Genomic DNA, 18,905 nt, shown 5'->3' with positions numbered 1-18,905 from the left:
CGCGCCGCCGTACGGCCGCGATCGGCCACGGGCACCCCCTGACGGACACGGTGCCGGACGCGGGCGGGCGCAGAGGGTGAGGCGGGCGGACACTGGAGGGCATGAGCCGTCGGTCAGCAGCCGATGGGCGGCCGGTCGAGCGCCGTGCCGTCCTGCTGGGCACGGCGGGAGTGCTACTCGGCGTGGCGGGCTGCACCGCCACCGGACGCGCGGGCACCGCCGCGCCCAGCCCGATCGGCTCGACCGCGTCCCCCTCCGTGCCCTCGCCGAGCGCGCCCGCCGCGCTGCCCCGCACCACGCCATGGCGCCCCGGCTCGGGTGAGGTCCACCCCGAGGTGAAGCGGCGGGCGGTCGAACTCGTCGAGGCGATCGGCGCCTGGCCCACGGGCAAGGGCGGCCCGGCCGCGGCCAGGGCCGAGGTCGCCGCCCTGCACCTGCCGACGGCCCTCGTCGCACAGGCGGGCCCGCTGCTGCCCTCCGCCGAGGAAGCGGTGCTGCAGGTGGTGGACGCCCAGTACGGCGGGATCCTCGCCGACTCGGCCAGCGTGCTCGTGGTGTGCCGGCAGTGGACCCGGCACGGCGATGCGGTCCGGGCGGGCGGTACGACCGTGGACGTACGGCTGGTGCGGTCCGGGAGCGGATGGACGGTCACCGCCCTGCACCCCGCCCGCCCCGGTGCCCCGTCGGCCGCTCCGCCGGCCGGGGTCCGCAAGGTACTGGCCGAGCCCGGGATCGTGCTGCCGCCGGCGGCACGGGCGGATGTGCGCAGCGGCCAGGTCCACGACAGCGTGCTCACCGCGATGCTGCGTCTGGCGGGAACGTACCGGATGTACGTGAGCGTGGTCCGTTCCGGCCATCCCCTGGACGTCTTCGGCACCAGCCGGCCCAGCGACCACCCGCGCGGACGCGCCTTCGACGTCTGGCAGATCGACGGGCACGCGGTCGTCGACCCACGCACGCCCCGCTCCCTCGTCGAGCGCTTCATGCGGGACGCGGCGGCGGCCGGCTCCTACAACGTCGGCGGCCCGGTACTGCTCTCCGGCGGAGCCACGCCGAACCAGTTCTTCAGCGACGCCACGCACCACGACCACGTGCACATCGGCTTCCGTGACTGACACCGGCTTCGGCGAGTGAGGGGCCGTCCGCCTTCGGCGTGACCGCGACGGCCGGCCGGTCCGGGGTCAGGCGAGTGCCATGAGGAGCGCTGCCACCACCGTGAGCGCGGCCACGGGCACCATGAAGTGGCGTGCGCGCCGCACCCAGCCCGGCGGGTCCGCGCCCCGCGGCCGCGAAGGGTCGTTCCCGTGCCCGATGCCCGGTTCGGTGAGGGCCCATCCCGGGCCGAGCAGCGCACGGCACCAGGGGCAGTCTTCGTCCTCCCACGCGTCCATGCCGCGCTCAACGACAGGCCGCGGCCACGGCAACGGACCCGGGCGCCATCGTGATGCCGCTGTCACCAGGCCGTGAGCGCCCGGTGCCCATGACCACACACGCTCACGCCCCGTCCCGGCGGTCGCGTCGGCGGGCCTCACAGGACCGGGATCCCGCGTGGCACGGGCACCGCGGGCACCGTCCTGGTTCCCGTCTCCGCCGCCGCTCGCGCCCCCGTTGCCCTTCCCGTGCCCGGCAGGAGCCCGCCCGCTCCCACGCCCCAGGGCCGCAGGAGCGGCTTGCCGGGCTCGCGCCCCGGCGGGGCGAACGGCGCAGGCGAACCAGCGTCCGCGAACGACGCCCAGTGCACGCCGGAGGGATGGGGGCCGCCGGTCAGTTCCGCATAGGGCCGGTCCGCCGGAGGGTGGCCGAGGCAGGGCGGCGCGGCCCGAGAAGTGTCCATGCCGGAGAAACGCCGGGCACCCCTTGTACGTACGCCCCAGGAGCCTCTGCCTCACCGCATCAGGTGAGGAGACCGCTCGAACGGAGGCGTCCGCTCATGCGACAAGCAGCCCGGTGCGCCGGTTCGGGGCGGTTCGGTTCTGCCGGTTCGGGCCGGTTCGTGCCCGGCGGCCGGGGGCCGTTGCGGTTCCGCCGTTCAGGCCGTTGCGGTTTCGCCGGTTCGGGGCGGTCCGTTCACGCCGGGAGTCAGCTCGGCCAGCAGCAGCGTCCGGTCGTCGCCGACGTCACCGGCCGTGGTCCGCGTCAGCAGCCGCCCGCACAGGGACGGCAGGGCGTCCGGGTGCCCGAGGTCCGGCAGGCCGCCGGCGCCGGCGTCGAGGGCTCGGGCGAGACGGGAGATGCCCTCGTCGATGTCACTGGTGCGGGACTCCACGAGTCCGTCGCTGTACAGCAGCACGAGGGCCGGTTCGGACAGGTGCAGCACGGTGGGCTCGTAGCGGCCCGTGCCCAGCCCGAGCGGCAGACCGGCGGACGTGAGGGTGACCCGTGCCGCCTGCCCGCCCGCCCTGCGGACCAGGGGCGGTGGGTGGCCGGCCCCGACGAAGGTGCAGGTGCGCAGGTCCGCGTCCCACTCCGCGTACATGCAGGTGGCGAAGGAGGCGCCGGGCGTGGCGCCGGCCACCGCGTCCAGCCGGTGCATGAGCTCCGCCGGACCGATGTCGAGCGCCGCCAGCGTACGGACGGCGGTACGCAGCTGGATCATGGCGACGGCGGACTCCGGTCCGTGGCCCATGGCGTCGCCGACGACCATGGCGAGGCGGCGGCCCGCCCGGGGCAGCACGTCGAACCAGTCCCCGCCGATGACGTCGTCCTGCCCGGCGGGCCGGTAGCCATGGGCGACCCGGCAGCCCGCGAAGGCCTGGCCGGTGTCGGGGAGCAGACTGCGGCGGATGGCCAGCGCCGTGCGGCGCTCCCGCTCGTAGCGCCGGGCGTTGTCGAGCGCCACACAGGCCCGGGCACCGAGCGACTCGACGGCGACGGCCTCGCCGCGCGCGAAGGGCTCCCGCTACGGACCGCGCGTGCAGGCGATGAAACCGACGGCCGTGCCGCGCAGCCGTAGCGGGACGATGAGGAAGGACACGCTGCCCAGCAGGGCCTTCACCCCCGCGTCGTCGTGGCCGGTCCTGCGCAGCCGTTCGAAGGTGTGCCCGTCCACGCCGTCGAGCAGCTGCGACTGCCCGGTCGCGACGGCACGCGCGTACGGCGTCTCGCGGGGGAAGACGAGGACCTCGTCGACCGGCAGCAGATGCTCCCACTCCTCCGAGGCGTCCGAGCCCACGCGCAGCGCGAGCCGGCGGGCCTCGATCTGCGGCGGATCGGCCGCCCTGTGCGCCTGCTCCTCCAGCAGCCAGCGTTGCAGCAGGTACACCGAGGCCGCGTCGCAGAAACCGGGGGCGAGCGCGTGAACGACATGACGGCCGGTCAGCCGCAGGTCGAGCTCGCTGCCGATGGCGTCCGCCGCGGGCGAGAAGTACCCACGACGGCGCAGCGGCGCCACGAGGGGAGTGCCGTCGGGTTCTCTGGGCTCACTGCGTTCGGTGTTACGCAGGGTCGTTTGCCTTCCGGGTGGGGCCGGCAGGGAGGAGCGTGCCGTGGGCAACTATATGATGCCGAGTCAAGTTGTTTGATCGACATGGGAGTTGGTCATGAAGGACGAGGGCGTGCTGCCGCGGCACGTGGACCCGGGCAAGGCCAGTGTGGCCCGGATGTACGACGCGATGCTGGGCGGTGAGCACAACTTCGCCATCGACAGGGAGGCGGTGGCCGCCTTCACGGCGATCGACCCCCAGGTGCGCACCCTGGCCCGCGCCAACCGCGCCTTCCTGGGCCGTGCCGTGCGCTTCCTGGTCGACGCCGGCGTGCGCCAGTTCATCGACCTCGGCTCCGGCATCCCCACGCAGGGCAACGTCCACGAGGTCGCCCAGGCCGGCGCACCCGGCGCCAAGGTGGTCTACGTGGACAACGACCCGGTGGCCGTCGCGCACAGCGAGGCGCTGCTCGCCGAGAACGCGGACGCGACGATCGTGTCCGCCGACATCCGGCACCCCGACCACGTCCTGTCCGCGCCGCGTGTACGGGAACTCATCGACTTCGAGCAGCCGGTCGCCGTCCTGATGATCACGATCCTGCACTTCGTCGCGAAGGAGGAGGATCCGGCAGGGATCGTGGCCGCCTTCCGGGACGCGCTGCCGGCGGGCAGCTGGCTGGCCCTCACCCACGCCACGGACGAGGACCGCCCGGACACGGCCGCCGCCGTCGGACAGCTCTACCGCGATCGGGCCACCTCCCCGGTCACCGCCCGTTCCCGCGACGAGATCAAGTCGCTCTTCGACGGCTTCCACCTGGTCGAACCCGGCCTGGTGCACGTTCCGCTGTGGCGCCCCGACCGGGAGGAGGAGATCCCCGAGAACCCGTCGCAGTACTGGGTGTACGCGGGAGTGGGGCGCAAGAGCGGGTGACTGCTCAGGCGGGCCGGATCGCGCTGTGGACGGCCCGGGGGCCGGCGAAGAAGATCGACTCCTCGCGTATCGACGCCCCCGGGCCCGGGGCGTGGACCATCGTGCCGTTGCCCGTGCAGAGCCCCACGTGGCCGGCGTCGCCGTAGAAGAAGACCAGGTCACCGGGCCGGAGTTCGGCGGGGTGGATCGCCGTGCCGCAGGCGGCCTGCTCCAGGGCGGTACGGGGCAGGGCCACCCCGGCGACCCGCCAGGCGGCCTGGGCGAGGCTGGAGCAGTCGTACGAACCGGGCCCGGTCGCTCCCCAGACACAGGGCTTGCCGATCTGCGCCCGGGCGAAGTCGAGCACCCTGGCCACCTGCCTCCCGTACGGCGAGGCGTCGCCCGGGCCGGGGTCCGGCGTGGCGAGGGCCTGGTTCGTTGCGACGGTCGGCTGTGGGTTCGGCGCCGCTGGTGGGATAAGCGGGGCAGGTGAGTCGTGGCGCCCGGCTGTTTCCCAGGGGGCGGGCAGGCCGGGCACCGGCGGTGATGGTGGTTGCCGGCGGGTCGAGTCCGGCTCGGAGGTGAGCCAGAAAGCCGTGGACGCCGACTCCGGCGCGGCGGTGAGCCACCGCTGCTCGGAGGCGGTGGGCCAGGGCTCCTCGGCCGGCCGGGCCGCGAAGGTTGCGCGCGGAGTTGCCAGTGCGGCACCCCGCGACAACAGGTCGCGGGCCGCGGAGAGCTTCCTGTGGAGCTGGTCCCTCGCTGATCGCAACGCCGGCTCCGGTGACCGTGCGACCAGGCCGGACCGAGTGCCGGACACCTCGGAACCGGCCCCGGGTGCGACCGTCGGCTCGGAGGCCGGCCAGGCGGGCAACTCCCGTGCGTCGCCAGCCGTCGCCGGTGCCGGGAACGTCGCGGGCGGTTCGGAAAACTGACGGGCCGTCGGCGCACCCGTCGGGCCCGCCGTCAGCTCCCGCAGGGGCGAGGCGGCGTCCCGTCGACCACCGCCGCTCAGGGCGCTCGAGCGGGCCGGGCGGCCCGAGTCACCCAGGCCGTCCGAGCCGTCCACCGGACGCCTCTCGGCGCCCGACCCGAGGGAGCCGGCCGATCCCGGTCGCGGCATGCGGCCGGGTGGGAGGGCCGCCGGAACGGACGGGCCCAACCGGGCACGGGTCGCGTCGAACCACTCCCTGGCCACGGCGTCGAGCGCGGGAGCGGAAGCTCCGGAGGCGTTCCGAGGGGCGGGGTTCACCCGCGTGCGCCGCCCCCTGCTCATCGCGCGGGTCGCGTTGTAGTTGCCGGTGGCGGTCTCGGCCCGGTCGTAGAGGCTGCTGACCCGCCGCTGAACCTCGGCGCGGCTGGGCCCGCCGTCGCCGGGGGCCGTGGACGAGCCAGGGGAGCCGCGCGGGTCGGGGAGGCTGATGCCGCCCGAGGGCGAGGTTCGTTCCGGCGCCAAGGAAGACGTGCTCCTTCCGTAGGCCGCGCTTGGGCCGACTCACCACGATGTCGATCGGGTGCTCGGCTCCGGCTGCCGTGCGGCGTACCGGACTCGGCGGAGACCGCACGATCCGACGGGACTCGCCGGAGGTCATCGTGCGGCCTGGGCGTCAACTTAGCGAACATGTGTGCCTTGCGTGAAGGTTGAAGTGTGGAATGTCCGATACATGTTCGTGACCTTCTTGACGGTAGGTCACCAGCCGGTCAACAGCAGGTGGTTGATCAGCAGCGCGAGGGCGGTCTGGGCGGCGAGCCACACACGGGGACGCGTGAGCAGTGCGCAGGCCGGGAGCAGCCACATTGCGAACGGCAGCCAGATGCGTTCGGTCTCCGCCTTGCTCATGCCGGAGACGTCGGCGACGACGAGCGCCAGCAGGGCACAGAACACGAGCACGGCGAGCCGGGCCTCGGCGCGGGAGTCTGCCACGGAGCCGGTCACCGACCCGGCGCCGTGGCTGATGCCGCCGTCACCGCCGTCACCGCTGCCACCGACGACACCGGCGGCACCGCCGTCACCGGCGACACCGGCGGCATCGGCATCGGCAGCACCCGCGGCACCAGCGCGCAGGCAGGCCGGCGTGGTGGCCGCCCGGCCCAGTCCGGCCGCCGTCGCCAGGCCCGTGACGAGCACGGTGCAGGCCAGGTTGGCCCACACCCAGTAGCCGTAGGGCCGGGTGCCGCCGACGCCCTGGTAGTAGCGCGTGACCAGCAGCCGGTAGGCCTCCCACCAGTCGAAACCGGCCAGGGTGAACAGCAGGGGAACGACGGCCACCCCGGCCAGGAACAGCGGGAGCCCGCGCAGCAGGTCGCCCGGTCGTGGCCGCCCGAGCAGCACCACGCCCGCCCCGATCAGCGCGAACAACGTGAGGCCGTAGGAGAGGTAGCAGGTGAGGCCGAACAGCAGCCCTGATCCCACGGTGGTGGCCACCCGCCTTCCGGCGCCCGTCCGCCCGCGCACCGCCAGGGCGAGCAGGGCCCCGAACCAGGCGGCCACGGCCGCGAAGTAGCCGTCGGCGGACGCACCGACCCACACCGCGGCCGGCGCCGCCACCAGGAACGGCGCCGCCCGGCGCGCCAGATCCTCCCCGGCCAGCACCCGCACCGCCACCAGCACCGCCACGCACGCCGTGGTGCCGACGGTGATGCACCAGGCGCCGGCCCAGCCTCCGCCACCCAGCCCGACGCGGTCGAGCAGCACGAAGGTGAGCGTCGCGGCCGGAGGGTGGCCGGCGACATGGGCGGGCCACGGGGCCGGGGAGCCGGCCACGATGTGGTGGGTGAAGTCACGCAGCGTGGCCGGGATGTCGTGGAAGCGGCCGATGACCCGCAGGTACTCGTTGGCGGTGGTGAGCCGTCCGGCCACGCCGCGGTGCCAGCCGTCGACGAGGGCGAGCGACCAGGTCCAGGCCATGGCCGTGCCCCAGGCGGCGGCGAGCAGCGCACGCCACGGCAGCCGCAGGGCGAGGGCCGGCCCGTAGGCGACCACCGCCGCGGCCACCAGCACGGCGGCCGGTGTGCCCGGCCCCACGTGGGGATCCCAGTCGGCGAACAGCGGGGGCCAGTGGACGAACAGCGTGTGGTGGGCCGACTGGATGCGGCGGCCGACGACGACCGCTGCCACGACGAGCAGGACGGCGGCCACGACGGCGTACAGGTCGCGGAGAAGAGTGCGGATCACATCGGCACGCTAGGGCGGCGGACGGTGAAAGCGCCGGTCCGCGGCTCGGACGTCAGTGTTTCGTCATGGGTTGAGCACCCCTTCATGTGCGGTCGGCGGCCTACCGTCATCACATGAGCGATCGACGGCTCCCGAGCTCTCCCGGCTTCTGGCGCAGCCCGCTGCGCGGTCCCTGGTTCACCTCGGTGCTCGGACTGGTGCTGCTCGCCGGCATCACCGTGCTGTTCGTGACCGGGCTGGTGTCGTACGCCGCCTACAACCCCGGCCTCACACCGGTGAACGACCAGACCCCCGGCAAGGGGATCCTGGGCTTCTACCTCTTCGACTGGCCGACGCGTCCGCGCTGGCTGTACCGGCTCACGCAGGGCGTCCACGTGACGCTCGGGATCACGTTGATCCCGGTCCTGCTGGCCAAGCTGTGGTCGGTCGTGCCCCGGCTGTTCGCGCTGCCGCCGGCCCGGTCCCTCACCCACGCGCTGGAACGGATCTCGCTGCTCCTGCTGGTCGGGGGCGGCCTGTTCGAGTTCGTCACCGGGGTGCTCAACGTCCAGTTGGACTACGTCTTCCCCGGCTCGTTCTACCCACTGCACTTCTACGGCGCCTGGGTCTTCTTCGCCGCCTTCGCCGTCCACGTCGCCCTGAAGCTGCCCACGGCGCTGCGGCACGTGCGCCGCGCACGCGGAGCGGACGGCGAACCCACGCCGAAGCGCGAGGAGGGGGACCTGGTGTCCCCCCGACCGGATCCGCCCAGCGTGTCGCGCCGTGGGGCCCTGTGGCTGGTCGGGGGCGGCTCGCTGCTGCTGTTCGCCACCACGGCGGGCCGCAGCTTCGACGGACCGCTGCGGCAGACCGCCCTGCTGGCCCCGCACGGCGGCGCCGACCCCGGCACCGGCCCGGGCGGCTTCCAGATCAACAAGACGGCCGCGTACGCCGGGATCGATGCGGCCGAGACGAGCGAGGAGGCATGGCGGCTGGTCGTCACCGGCCGCACCGGCACCGTTCGGCTCGGCCGCGCCGATCTGCTCCGCCTGCCCCTGCACAGCTCCGCGCTGCCCATCGCCTGCGTGGAGGGCTGGTCGACCTCCGACCAGTGGTGGCGCGGTGTCCGGCTGAGCGACCTTGCGGCGCTCGTCGGCTACGGGGACGCCGACGGCGTCCCCGACGTCCTCGTGGAGTCGCTCCAGCGGCACGGTGCCTTCCGGCGGGCCGGGCTGCGCGCCAACCAGGTGCGTGACCCGCTCTCCCTGCTCGCCCTGTACGTCAACGGCGAGGACCTGACCCCGGACCACGGCTACCCGGCCCGCGTCATCGTGCCCGCGGCACCCGGTGTGCTGAACACCAAGTGGGTGGCCCGGCTGACCTTCGGAGCCCTGTGATAACGCCGCGCATCGCGCGCATGCCGCGCCTCCCCCGCTTCCTGCGTACGCCGTCCGCCCCTCGTGCCCGCCGCGTTCCTCGCCCGCGCCGCCTCCCCCTCGGCAGCCCGCTGCGGCTTCTGCTGCTGGCCTGCTCGTTCGCGCTGGCCGGATACGCGGGGGTGCGCCTCTTCGCCGGTGACTGGCGGGGGGTCGCGCTGTGGTTCGTGGGGGCGGCGCTGCTGCACGACCTCGTGCTGCTGCCGCTGTACGCGGCGGCCGACCGCGCCGTCCTGCGGGCCGCGGGACGGGCCGGCCGCCGCCCGTGGGTGGCGTACGTCCGGATCCCGGCGGCCCTGTCAGGGCTGCTGCTCCTGGTGTGGTTCCCGCTGATCGCCGGCCAGGTGGACCGGCGGCGCTACCTGCTCGCCACCGGCCTGCCGCCGGACGGTTTCCTCGCCCGCTGGTTGCTGATCACGGCCGTGCTCTTCGGGGGTTCGGCGCTGGTCCTCGTACTGCGGCTGCGCAGGGCGGCGAAGCACCGGCCGCCGGCCGTCCACTGATCGACGGCCCGCCAGCCCGCCCGCTCGGCGTGGCACAGCAGGGCCGGAGCGCCGACCCGCGCCCAGGGAAAGGGGCTGCCCGCGCCGCCTCCCGCGTCCGCCGGATGGACGACCTGGACCTCGACGCGTTCGTCGACGTCCACGGGCGCGGCCTCGACGATCAGCAGGCCCCCCGGCCGCAGCAGCCGGGCCAGCCGGCACAGCAGGACGTGCGGCTCACCGCCGATGCCGACGTTGCCGTCCATCAGGAGCGCGGTGTCCCACCGGCCCTCACCGGGAAGCGGTTCGAAGACCGAGCGGCGCAGCGCCGGCCCGCCGAGGCCGACGGTACGGGCCACGGCGGCCTCGCTGACGTCGATGCCCAGAACGGGCCGTCCCCGCGCCGCGAGCGCCGCGACCAGCCGGCCCGGCCCGCATCCGACGTCGAGCACCGTCCCCTCGCAGCGGCCCAGCACCTCCAGATCCACCGCGTCGGGGTCGGCGCACCACCGTTCGACCTCCAGCGGCAGCAGCCACCCGTCGGCGCGACGCAGAAAGAGCGGCCCGCGGCCCGTGCGCAGGGCGGCGGAGTAGGGCCCGTCGGCGGTCCATGCGGGCCCGGCCGCACTGCCTTCGGGCCTGTCGGCGGTCCCCGCGGGCGCGCCCGCAGCCCCCGCACGCCCATCGGTGGTCCGCGTGGTCCCTGACGCCGGTGCGGTCGGGCCCGGGCCGGTGGTCGGCGCGATCTCGTGGGCGGTGCTCATCGGCCGGTGACCGCCGTGCAGTGGGCGAGCCGCGCGGCGAACCGGCTGCGCGGGGCGCGGGCGGCGACCGCCCTGGCGTCGGCGGCGGTGTCCACGTCGCGCAGCCGCGGCAGATCGCGCACCCGCAGACCCGCGGCGACGAGTCTTTCCCGCTGCACGGCGCCCGTCACGGCCGTCGACATGGGCACGCCCCGCAGCAGCGAGGGGTCCGGTTCGGCCAGCCCCAGAGCCCAGAAGCCGCCGTCCTCGGCCGGGCCGATGCACGCGTCGCAGGAGGCGAGGTCCACGGTGAGCAGTTCCGGTGTCACCTGCGGGGTGTCCATCCCGATCAGCAGGGCCGGTCCGGTGCAGCCCGCGAAGGCCGCGGCCAGCCGCTCGTCCAGGCCGCCCGTGCACTGCGGCACGACGTCGAAGCCGGGCGGCAGCCAGGGGCCGGGCGCGCCGTCGAGGACGAGGACGCGCCGTGCGGCGGGAGCCGCGGCCACGGCGAGCAGGGTGTCCGTGAGGGCCGCCTCGGCGAGCTCTGCCGCCTCCCGCGGGGTGAACGGCGGCGTCAGCCGGGTCTTGACCCTCCCCGGCAGCGGCTCCTTGGCGATGACGAGCAGCGTGGTCACCGTGGCACTCCCCGGGTGCTGTGCGGCTCCGCAGGGACTCGGGAGGCGGTGTGGGGGCCCGGTTCGGCCAGCACCCGGCTCATGTCCCGCACCGCCTGCCAGGTCCCGCGCCAGGTGCCCGTCACCTTCGAGGCGCCGGTCCGCGGCAGGTACGGCACGTCGTGCTCGGTGACGCGCCAGCCCGCGTCGGCGGCGCGCACGACCATCTGCAGCGGATAGCCGCTGCGGCGGTCGGTGAGGCCGAGGGCGAGCAGCGGCGCACGGCGCGCCGCCCGCAAGGGGCCCAGGTCGTGCAGGCGCAGACCCGTGCGGCGGCGCAGCATCCGGGCGAGCACGAGATTCCCGGCCCGGGCGTGCGCGGGCCAGGCGCCCCGGCCCTGCGGCCGGCGCCGGCCGAGCACCAGGTCGGCCGCGCCGCTGCGCACCTCGCGGACGAAGGGCACCAGCAGCGCCGGGTCGAGCGAGCCGTCGCAGTCGCAGAAGCACACGATCTCGGCGGTGGCGGCGGTCAGCCCCGCATGGCAGGCGGCACCGAACCCGCGGCGCGGCTCGGGCACGACGGTCGCGCCCCGTTGACGCGCCAGCGTGGCCGAGTCGTCGGTGGAGCCGTTGTCCACGACCAGGGCGCGCCAGCCCTCGGGGATACGGGCGAGCACCCAGGGCAGGGCGTCGGCCTCGTTCAGGCAGGGGAGCACCACGTCGACGTCCGGTGGTGTGGGAGAGGTCGTCACGGCTCTCACCCTACGAACACAAAAAGGGCATACCGGATGTCGGCTTCTTACGAAACGCGGACGTCGGAGGCCGGGAGGCGACCGGCGGCGGCACTCCGGGGGCCGTGGTGCCAGGCTGGACGCATGCAGCAGCCGTACGAGCCCTCAGCGGGCGGTCGCGACGCCGAAGCCGCCGAGCGGCGGCCGGCCCCGGCCGCCCGCGTCCTGGTCGTGGAGGACGACCCCACCGTCGCCGAGGTGGTCTCCGGCTACCTTGACCGAGCGGGCCATGTCGTGGACCGGGCCGGGGACGGGCCGACGGCGCTGGCCCGCGCCGCCGCCCACTGGCCGGACCTGGTGGTGCTGGACCTGATGCTGCCCGGCATGGACGGCCTGGAGGTGTGCCGCCGGATGCGCGGACAAGGCCCGGTGCCGGTCATCATGCTCACCGCCCGCGGCGACGAGGACGACCGCATCCTGGGGCTGGAGGTCGGCGCAGACGACTACGTCACCAAGCCGTTCAGCCCCCGCGAACTCGTCCTGCGCGTGGAGTCGGTGCTGCGCCGCACCCGGCCCGCCGCCGCGGCGCGGCCACCGGCCGCGGCCGGTCTCGCCGTCGACCCGGCCGCCCGCCGCGCCACCAAGAACGGGTCCGAACTCGCCCTCACTCTGCGCGAGTTCGACCTGCTCGCCTTCTTCCTGACGCACCCCGGCCGCGCCTTCAGCCGGGAGGACCTGATGCGCGAGGTGTGGGGCTGGGACTTCGGCGACCTCTCCACGGTCACCGTCCATGTCCGGCGGCTGCGCGGCAAGGTGGAGGACGACCCCGCCCGGCCCCGCCTGATCCAGACCGTGTGGGGCGTCGGCTACCGCTTCGACCCCACCGCACGAGCGGGCGAAGGGAGCTGACCGTGCGTGACATGCTGCTGATCGCCCTGTACGCCTTCCTCGGCGCCGCCGCGACCGGCCTGGCCGGGGCGGGTGTGCTGCGGCTGATCCGCCGGCGCTCCCTCACCGCCTCCCTCGCGGTGGTCGCCGCCGTGGCGGTGGGCGCGATGCTGGCCGGGACCCTGGTGGTGGCGCAGGCGATGTTCCTGTCCTCGCACGACCTGTCCGTCGTCACGACCGTGGTGGCGATGGCGGCGGTGGTCTCCCTGGTCACCGCGCTTCTGCTGGGCCGCTGGGTCGTGGCCCGCAGCCGGGAACTCGCCTTGGCCGCCCGCTCGTTCGGCGACGGCGGCGACTTCTCCGCGCCCGTCGTCCCGGCGACCGCCGAACTGGAGTCCCTCAGCCGCGAGTTGGCCGCCACCAGCGCGCGGCTCGCCCAGTCCCGGGAGCGCGAGCGCGCCCTGGAGTCCTCGCGCCGGGAGCTCGTCGCCTGGATCTCGCACGACCTGCGCACCCCGCTGGCCGGGCTGCGCGCCATGTCGGAGGCGCTGGAGGACGGGGTCGCCACCGACCCGGACCGCTACCTCCGGCAGATCCGGGCCGAGGTGGAGCGCCTGAACGACATGGTGGGAGACCTGTTCGAGCTCTCCCGCATCCACGCGGGCAGCCTCGCCCTGACCCGCTCGCGGATCTCGCTGTACGACCTCGTCGGCGACGCCCTCGCCGGGGCGGACCCGCTGGCCAAGGAGTACGGCGTGCGCCTCGTGGGCGACCGGGTGGAGCCGGTCCCGATCGAGGTGGACGGCAAGGAGATGAGCCGTGTGCTGGGCAACCTGCTGGTGAACGCGATCCGTCGCACACCCGCGGACGGCACGGTCGCCGTCGCCGCCGAACGCTCGCCCGACGGCGTCGTCCTGTCGGTCAGTGACGGCTGCGGCGGCATCCCCGAGGAGGACCTGCCCCGGGTCTTCGACACCGGCTGGCGCGGCACCCACGCGCGAACGCCCCCGGCCGGCGCCGGCCTGGGGCTCGCCATCGTCCGGGGCATCGTCGAGGCCCACCAGGGGCACACCGCCGTACGCAACATCCCCGGCGGCTGCCGCTTCGAGGTGACCCTGCCCACGGCGGAGACCTGAGCCCCGCCCCCGCCGAACGACCCGGGCGCACACCGCGACGCGACCACCCGCCCCCGCCAGGCGCCTACCGCGGAGTGAAGCCCTCGGGGTTCTCGTCACGCAGGGCTGACCGGGCGAATTCCCGCATCCCCTCCTCGAAGCCGACCTCGGCCTTCCAGCCCAGCTCGGCCCGCAGCCGTGAGGAGTCCGCGGTGATGTGCCGTACGTCGCCCAGGCGGTACTCCCCGGTGACGACGGGCTCGGGCCCGCCGTACGCGGCGGCCAGTTCCCGCGCCATCGCGCCGACCGTGTGCGGAACGCCGCTGCCGGTGTTGTAGACGGTGAGCACGCCGGGCGGGGCGTCCGCCTCCAGCGCCGCGACGTTGGCCGCGGCCACGTCCCGCACATGCACGAAGTCGCGCCGCTGCCGGCCGTCCTCGAAGACGCGCGGCGCCTCGCCGCGGGCCAGCGCGGAACGGAAGAAGGAGGCGACACCCGCGTACGGGGTGTCGCGGGGCATCCGGGGCCCGTAGACGTTGTGGTAGCGCAGCGACACCGCCGCCCCCGCCGTCGACCGCGCCCAGGCCGCCGCCAGGTGCTCCTGGGCCAGCTTGGTCGCCGCGTAGACGTTCCGGGGATCGGCCGGGGCGTCCTCACCGACCAGTCCCGGGCAGAGCACCCGGCCGCACCGCGGGCACAACGGATCGAACCGGCCCGCGTCCAGGTCGCGCACGGCCCGCGGACCCGGCCGCACGACCCCGTGGTCCCGGCACTCGTACCGCCCTTCCCCGTAGACCACCATCGACCCGGCCAGCACCAGGCGCCGCACCCCCGTCTCGGCCATCGAGGCGAGCAGGACGGCGGTGCCGAGGTCGTTGCGGGAGACGTACTCGGCCGCGTCCAGGACGCCGTTGCCGAGGCCGACCATCGCCGCCTGGTGGCACACGGCGTCCACGCCGGACAGCGCGCGGCCGACCGCATCCCGGTCCCGCACGTCATCACCGGCGGCGCGCAGGTCGAACACCACGGGCTCGTGCCCGCGCTCCGCCAGCGCCTTTACGACGTGGGACCCGATGAACCCGGCACCGCCGGTGACCAGTACGCGCATGCGGCCCACGCTAGGCGGGCGACCGCGCCGGACCGTACGACCGCGCCCACCACGTCATCACTCCGTAAGACCACCTCTCCGCGGACGGGGACGAGGCGGAACGGGCCGCCGGGGCCCGCGCGTGGCACCCTGGCGGCATGTGCGGTCGCTATGTCTCCACACGCAGCCCCGAGGACCTGGTCCGGCACTTCAGGGTGACCGAGTGGCGCCCCGAGGAGGCACTGGAGCCGAGCTGGAACGTCGCCCCGACCGACCAGGTGTGGGCCGTTCTGGAGCGCACCCCGCGAGAGGACCGTGACGAGGCTTCGGCGCGCCGGGAACTGAGGGTGCTTCGCTGGGGGCTGGTGCCGTCCTGGGCGAAGGATCTGCGGATCGGCGCGCGGCTGATCAACGCCCGGGTGGAGACCGTGCACGAGAAACCGGCCTTCCGCCGTGCCTTCGTCAAACGCCGCTGCCTGCTGCCCGCCGACGGCTTCTACGAGTGGCAGAAGGCCGGGCCCGAGGACACCGGCAGAACGCGCAAGCAGCCGTACTTCATCCACCCCGAGGACGGCCGGGTGATGGCGCTCGCCGGTCTGTACGAGTACTGGCGCGACCCGGAGGTGGCGCGGGACGACGACCCCTCCGCCTGGGTGACGACGTGCACCGTCCTCACCACCGAGGCCACCGACGCGGCCGGCCGCGTGCACCCCCGCATGCCGCTCGCCCTCACCCCGGACCACTACGACGCCTGGCTCGACCCCCGCCATCAGGACCCCGGCGGGCTGCGGGAGTTGCTGAGCCCTCCGGCGGGCGGCCACCTGGACGCCCGGCCCGTCTCGACGGCCGTCAACGACGTCCGCAACAACGGCCCCGACCTGCTCGAGGCGACCACGCCGTGATCGGCGCCACCTGCGCCGGACGGGCATCCGTGTTCGCCCGATGACCGGCGCCCTGGCGCGTTGCGCCCGGACACCCGACCGGGCGGCCCGTACCGTGCTGTGGACGTGACCGTCGGTCGGCAACGGGAGGCGCGGTGGCGGATGCGGGCACTCCGGCGTCCGGGCGGCGCCGCGGGCGCCGGTCGGGCCCGGTGGTGCTGGGCAGCCGGCCGGCGCACTCCGTGAAGCTGCCGCCGCGTTCGCGCTCCGCTACGACGGTCCCCGCCGCCGAGCACCCCCTGGCCGAGCGGACGGTGCCCTGGCTGCGCGTCGCCGCGGCCTACGCCTGGCGGCTCATCCTCGTCGGCGTCGTCGTCTACGGCGTCTTCACGGTCCTGGGCCGCTTCCACCTCATCGCGGTGGCCTTCTTCATCGCGCTCGTCGTCACCGCGGTCCTGCGTCCCCTCGCCGACCTGCTGAACCGGCTGCTGCCGCGGCCGCTGTGCGTCGCCGTCGTCCTGGTGGGCAGCATGCTGTTCGTGTTCGGCCTGCTCGCCCTCGTGGGCGAGGCGGTGGCGGGGGAGTGGGGGAAGCTGGCGAACGAGCTGCGGGGCGGCATCCACCGGATCGAGCAGTGGCTTCAGCGCCCGCCCTTCCGGATCAGTCACGGCAAGCTCTCCGCGCTGCAGGACCAGCTCCTGGCCTATCTGTCCGCGCACCGGGCGAGCCTGCTCAACAGCGCCCTCAGCGGCCTGGGCCGCATCGTGGAGCTGGTGACCGCGGGGGCGCTCGCGCTGTTCATCTCGGTCTTCTTCATCCACTCCGGCGACCGCCTCTGGCGCTGGGTGCGCGACGTGCTGCTGCCCGGCGGGGCCCGCCCGAGGTGGGACCGGGCCGGACACGCGGCCTGGCGTGCCTTCGCCGGGTACACCCGCGGCATCATCCTCGTGGCCGCCTCCAACGCCGTACTCGTCGGTGTCGCCCTGTTCCTGCTGCGGGTGCCGCTCGCGCTGCCGCTGATGCTGCTGGAGTTCTTCGCGACGTTCGTGCCGCTGGTGGGCTCGCCGGTCGCGCTCGGCGTGGCCACGATTGTCGCCCTGGCCGGGCGCGGCCCGATCACGGCGCTGGCCGTGCTGGTGCTCATCGTCGTCATCGGCGAGATCGAGGGGCACGTCCTGCATCCCCTGGTGATGAGCTGGGCGGTCCGCCTGCATCCGCTCGTCGTCGCCGTCTCCGTCATCGCCGGGAGCATCGTCGCCGGTGTGATCGGTGCCATCGTCGCCGTCCCGTTCGTCTCGGTCGTCTGGGCGGTCCTGTCCGCGCTGCGGTCGGCACCGCCCTAGCGTGGCGGCTCCCGGAGCTTTTCGGCCGCGGCAGAAGGGGCACGCGTTCCAGGTACAGCCTCCGATCAGCAGAGGAACGGTGCCGCGATGTCCGAGTACGAACGTTCACGCACGATGCCCGCTCAGCCGGAGCAGGTCTTCGACCAGGCCGCCAACGTCGGCCAGCTCGACGCCTGGCTGCCGGACGCCCTGCACGTGCACGCCGAGGAACCGCCCGCCGTCACGGTGCACGAGGACCAGACCGACCAGGACACATCGGCCTTGCTGCGTGCCGAGCGCGAGCAGATGCGCATCGAGTGGGGGACCCGCGAGCAGGGCAGTTACGCGGGCTGGCTCCAGGTCGCCGGCATCGGCGGCGGCGCCAGCGAGGTGACCGTGCACCTGTCGTTCTTCGAGGACAGCCACGACCCGGGCGAGCGGGCGGCTCTTCAGGCCCTCGACGACAGCCTGCGGCGGCTGGAGGACCAGGTACGGCTGCGCGTCGAGAACGCGAGCGGCTGAGTCCCGCGCGGGTGCGGACACACCGCGGTGTGCGGTCCAGTACCGGATCGCACACCGCGGCTGTTGTTGGATCAGTGGTGCGTCGGAGACTCAGTTCCCGGACCAGCGGCCTCAGTAGCCGCCGCGCCCACCGTGGTCGCCGCCGCGTCCACCGTGGTCGCCACCGTGGTCGCCGCCGTGGTCACCGCGGCCGCCATGGTCGCCGCCGTGGTCTCCGCCGCCGCGGAAGTCCCCGCGGTCGCCGTAGTACCCGTGGTGGCCGCCGCGGCCGCCGTGGTCTCCGCCGCCGCCCCACCAGTCGTCGCCACCGCCGCAGCCCCTGCTGTAGCTGGAGTGGCTGTCGTAGGTCGAGTCGTGAGCCGAAGCGGTCCCCGCTGCGCCGATCGCAGCCCCACCGGCCAGGACGATGCCGGCCGCGGACACGGCGAAGAGACGCCTAACGCGCTGTGCTCGCATGGGAAATACCTTTCCTTCCATCGTCTCGCGCGAGTCAACCGCACGAGGATGATGGCCGCGCGCACCGAGTGGATGGGAATGTGCGGCGCGGTCTGAGGTGTCGCCGCTGTATGTGAGAAGCACGTCTCTGTCTCCGACGCCACTTCCCGCCCGCGTCGGATGCCACGGGCGAGCGTTGTGGCAACGGGCCCCCTCTGTGGAGACCACGCCGGACGGGGCGTGCCCCCGTTGCGGCTCTCATCTAAAGACGCTAACCGCATCGCGGTCGGTCGGCATCTCGAGCGGCGCCTCGGCAACACCCTTGGCTCCGGCCGGAAAAGGCGCAGGAGAACGGCATGCGCAGGTGGCAGTGCACTCAGGCGCGCAGCACGGGTGCGCGACTGAGACGTACAAAGCGGGCAGACAAATGCGCCGCGAAGGCATGGAGGATGGGCAAACAGGTGTGCCGCGAAGGCATGGAGGGCGGGCAAACGGGTGCGCGGCAAAGGAATGAAACGCCGGGAAAGAGTCACGAATGCGCATGATGCGGCCGGTGCGCGGCGCCCGCCCGGCAGGGAGGAACGGAACACCGTGCGCAGCAACGAGAAACCGAGCCGCTTCGGTGGCGGTCCGTCCCCCGAGGGTCTCGCCCAGGAGACCTCCGGTGGCCCGGCGGCCCACGGCACACCACGCCCACCGGGCACCGGACAGCCGGAGGGAGCTGCCTCCACGGCCCCGGTCTGTCCCGGCGAGAGCACGGGCGAGGCGCGACTCGGCGACCCACCGGGGAGCAGTCCACCACCGCAGGTACGGACAGGGACACCGGCACCACTCCGGCAACGGGCACGGACACGGCCCCGGCGCAGCCGACGGCTCCCGACGAGGAGACACCCCGGCTGCCGACTGCGGACGAGGAACAGGGCTTCCGGGACCGCTGGCGCGCCGTGCAGAGCCACTTCGTCGACGACCCGCGAGGGACGACCGGTCCCTCGACCCCTGACGACAGCACCTTCGGCAACCGGCCGCCTCCGTGACAGCGGGGGCGGCCGGCACGCGGTCGGCCCCGAGCGTGCGGACGCATCGCCCGCCGCTGCCGGGGTACCGGCGTGTCGTACGGGCGGCCGCGGGGACCGGGAGACGATGGGCGTGGCGCCTGCACAGCCG

Annotated in this window: 18 protein-coding genes and 1 pseudogene; 9 read left to right on the top strand and 10 right to left on the bottom strand. The window is 74.4% G+C overall.

From position 1 onward, the window contains the following. Positions 1-101: 101 nt before the first annotated feature. Complete coding sequence (locus tag BZY54_RS03450; protein ID WP_086723002.1) at positions 102-1,115, top strand: hypothetical protein; 1,014 nt, start codon at positions 102-104, stop codon at positions 1,113-1,115. A gap of 66 nt (positions 1,116-1,181) precedes the next feature. Here the strand turns inward: BZY54_RS03450 and BZY54_RS03445 are convergent, their stop codons facing one another. The 3 genes from BZY54_RS03445 to BZY54_RS54970 all read right to left on the bottom strand — a co-directional run bounded on the left by BZY54_RS03445 (position 1,182) and on the right by BZY54_RS54970 (position 3,391). Then, positions 1,182-1,391 (bottom strand): hypothetical protein, encoded by a 210-nt coding sequence (locus BZY54_RS03445; RefSeq protein ID WP_086723001.1) that lies wholly within the window; start codon positions 1,389-1,391, stop codon positions 1,182-1,184. 638 nt (positions 1,392-2,029) lie between these two features. Further along, positions 2,030-2,839: a PP2C family protein-serine/threonine phosphatase gene (locus BZY54_RS54975; RefSeq protein WP_341868665.1), complete on the bottom strand. Its 810-nt coding sequence runs from the start codon at positions 2,837-2,839 to the stop codon at positions 2,030-2,032. A 60-nt stretch (positions 2,840-2,899) separates the two neighbouring features. Next, positions 2,900-3,391 (bottom strand): hypothetical protein, encoded by a 492-nt coding sequence (locus BZY54_RS54970; RefSeq protein ID WP_341868664.1) that lies wholly within the window; start codon positions 3,389-3,391, stop codon positions 2,900-2,902. 148 nt (positions 3,392-3,539) lie between these two features. On the opposite strand from BZY54_RS54970, the gene BZY54_RS03435 reads away from it, so the two are divergent. Next, positions 3,540-4,352 carry an SAM-dependent methyltransferase gene (locus tag BZY54_RS03435; protein WP_086722999.1) on the top strand — a complete coding sequence of 271 codons (813 nt, stop codon included), beginning with the start codon at positions 3,540-3,542 and terminating at the stop codon, positions 4,350-4,352. Positions 4,353-4,356: 4 nt separating this feature from the next. Here BZY54_RS03435 and BZY54_RS52090 read toward each other — a convergent pair whose 3' ends face one another. Together BZY54_RS52090 and BZY54_RS03425 are read right to left on the bottom strand one after the other, a co-directional pair. Next, complete coding sequence (locus BZY54_RS52090; RefSeq protein ID WP_244216936.1) at positions 4,357-5,787, bottom strand: C40 family peptidase; 1,431 nt, start codon at positions 5,785-5,787, stop codon at positions 4,357-4,359. Between the two features lie 234 nt (positions 5,788-6,021). Then, positions 6,022-7,506 (bottom strand): hypothetical protein, encoded by a 1,485-nt coding sequence (locus BZY54_RS03425; protein WP_086722997.1) that lies wholly within the window; start codon positions 7,504-7,506, stop codon positions 6,022-6,024. A 113-nt stretch (positions 7,507-7,619) separates the two neighbouring features. On the opposite strand from BZY54_RS03425, the gene BZY54_RS03420 reads away from it, so the two are divergent. Together BZY54_RS03420 and BZY54_RS55280 are read left to right on the top strand one after the other, a co-directional pair. Next, a complete protein-coding gene (locus tag BZY54_RS03420) occupies positions 7,620-8,882 on the top strand; it encodes a molybdopterin-dependent oxidoreductase (protein WP_086722996.1) in 1,263 nt (420 codons plus the stop codon). 20 nt (positions 8,883-8,902) lie between these two features. Next, positions 8,903-9,424 (top strand): hypothetical protein, encoded by a 522-nt coding sequence (locus BZY54_RS55280; RefSeq protein WP_425276257.1) that lies wholly within the window; start codon positions 8,903-8,905, stop codon positions 9,422-9,424. 191 nt (positions 9,425-9,615) lie between these two features. On the opposite strand, the pseudogene BZY54_RS55275 reads toward BZY54_RS55280, so the two are convergent. The 3 genes and pseudogenes from BZY54_RS55275 to BZY54_RS03400 form a co-directional block, all read right to left on the bottom strand. Continuing rightward, positions 9,616-10,167, bottom strand: a pseudogene (locus BZY54_RS55275) (class I SAM-dependent methyltransferase); the annotation flags it as partial. Continuing rightward, complete coding sequence (locus tag BZY54_RS03405; RefSeq protein ID WP_086722993.1) at positions 10,164-10,781, bottom strand: TIGR04282 family arsenosugar biosynthesis glycosyltransferase; 618 nt, start codon at positions 10,779-10,781, stop codon at positions 10,164-10,166. The pseudogene BZY54_RS55275 and the gene BZY54_RS03405, both read right to left, overlap by 4 nt. Next, positions 10,778-11,521 (bottom strand): glycosyltransferase family 2 protein, encoded by a 744-nt coding sequence (locus tag BZY54_RS03400; protein WP_086722991.1) that lies wholly within the window; start codon positions 11,519-11,521, stop codon positions 10,778-10,780. The genes BZY54_RS03405 and BZY54_RS03400 overlap by 4 nt, the downstream gene beginning before the upstream one ends. Before the next feature lie 114 nt (positions 11,522-11,635). Here BZY54_RS03400 and BZY54_RS03395 point away from each other — a divergent pair, with 114 nt between their 5' ends. After that, the gene (locus tag BZY54_RS03395; RefSeq protein WP_086722990.1) at positions 11,636-12,400 is read left to right on the top strand and encodes a response regulator transcription factor; all 765 of its coding nucleotides are present in this window, start codon (positions 11,636-11,638) and stop codon (positions 12,398-12,400) included. Positions 12,401-12,402: 2 nt separating this feature from the next. Continuing rightward, positions 12,403-13,515, top strand: coding sequence for a sensor histidine kinase (locus BZY54_RS03390; RefSeq protein ID WP_086722988.1), 1,113 nt, complete (start codon positions 12,403-12,405; stop codon positions 13,513-13,515). 64 nt (positions 13,516-13,579) lie between these two features. Here the strand turns inward: BZY54_RS03390 and BZY54_RS03385 are convergent, their stop codons facing one another. Beyond that, positions 13,580-14,602, bottom strand: a complete 1,023-nt coding sequence (locus BZY54_RS03385) for an NAD-dependent epimerase/dehydratase family protein (protein ID WP_086722986.1) — start codon at positions 14,600-14,602, stop codon at positions 13,580-13,582. A 137-nt stretch (positions 14,603-14,739) separates the two neighbouring features. On the opposite strand from BZY54_RS03385, the gene BZY54_RS03380 reads away from it, so the two are divergent. The 3 genes from BZY54_RS03380 to BZY54_RS03370 all read left to right on the top strand — a co-directional run bounded on the left by BZY54_RS03380 (position 14,740) and on the right by BZY54_RS03370 (position 17,306). After that, positions 14,740-15,483: an SOS response-associated peptidase gene (locus BZY54_RS03380; RefSeq protein ID WP_086722985.1), complete on the top strand. Its 744-nt coding sequence runs from the start codon at positions 14,740-14,742 to the stop codon at positions 15,481-15,483. 134 nt (positions 15,484-15,617) lie between these two features. Beyond that, positions 15,618-16,805: an AI-2E family transporter gene (locus BZY54_RS03375; RefSeq protein WP_086722984.1), complete on the top strand. Its 1,188-nt coding sequence runs from the start codon at positions 15,618-15,620 to the stop codon at positions 16,803-16,805. An 87-nt stretch (positions 16,806-16,892) separates the two neighbouring features. Beyond that, positions 16,893-17,306 (top strand): SRPBCC family protein, encoded by a 414-nt coding sequence (locus tag BZY54_RS03370; protein ID WP_086722982.1) that lies wholly within the window; start codon positions 16,893-16,895, stop codon positions 17,304-17,306. Positions 17,307-17,417: 111 nt separating this feature from the next. Here the strand turns inward: BZY54_RS03370 and BZY54_RS52085 are convergent, their stop codons facing one another. After that, complete coding sequence (locus BZY54_RS52085) at positions 17,418-17,762, bottom strand: hypothetical protein (RefSeq protein WP_208640531.1); 345 nt, start codon at positions 17,760-17,762, stop codon at positions 17,418-17,420. Positions 17,763-18,905 lie beyond the last annotated feature (1,143 nt).

Origin of the sequence: Streptomyces carpinensis (genome assembly GCF_002154505.1) — a bacterium.
GTDB lineage: Bacteria > Actinomycetota > Actinomycetes > Streptomycetales > Streptomycetaceae > Streptomyces > Streptomyces carpinensis.
The sequence above is the reverse complement of the archived record's forward strand: the minus strand, read 5'-3'. Positions and strand labels throughout refer to the sequence as shown.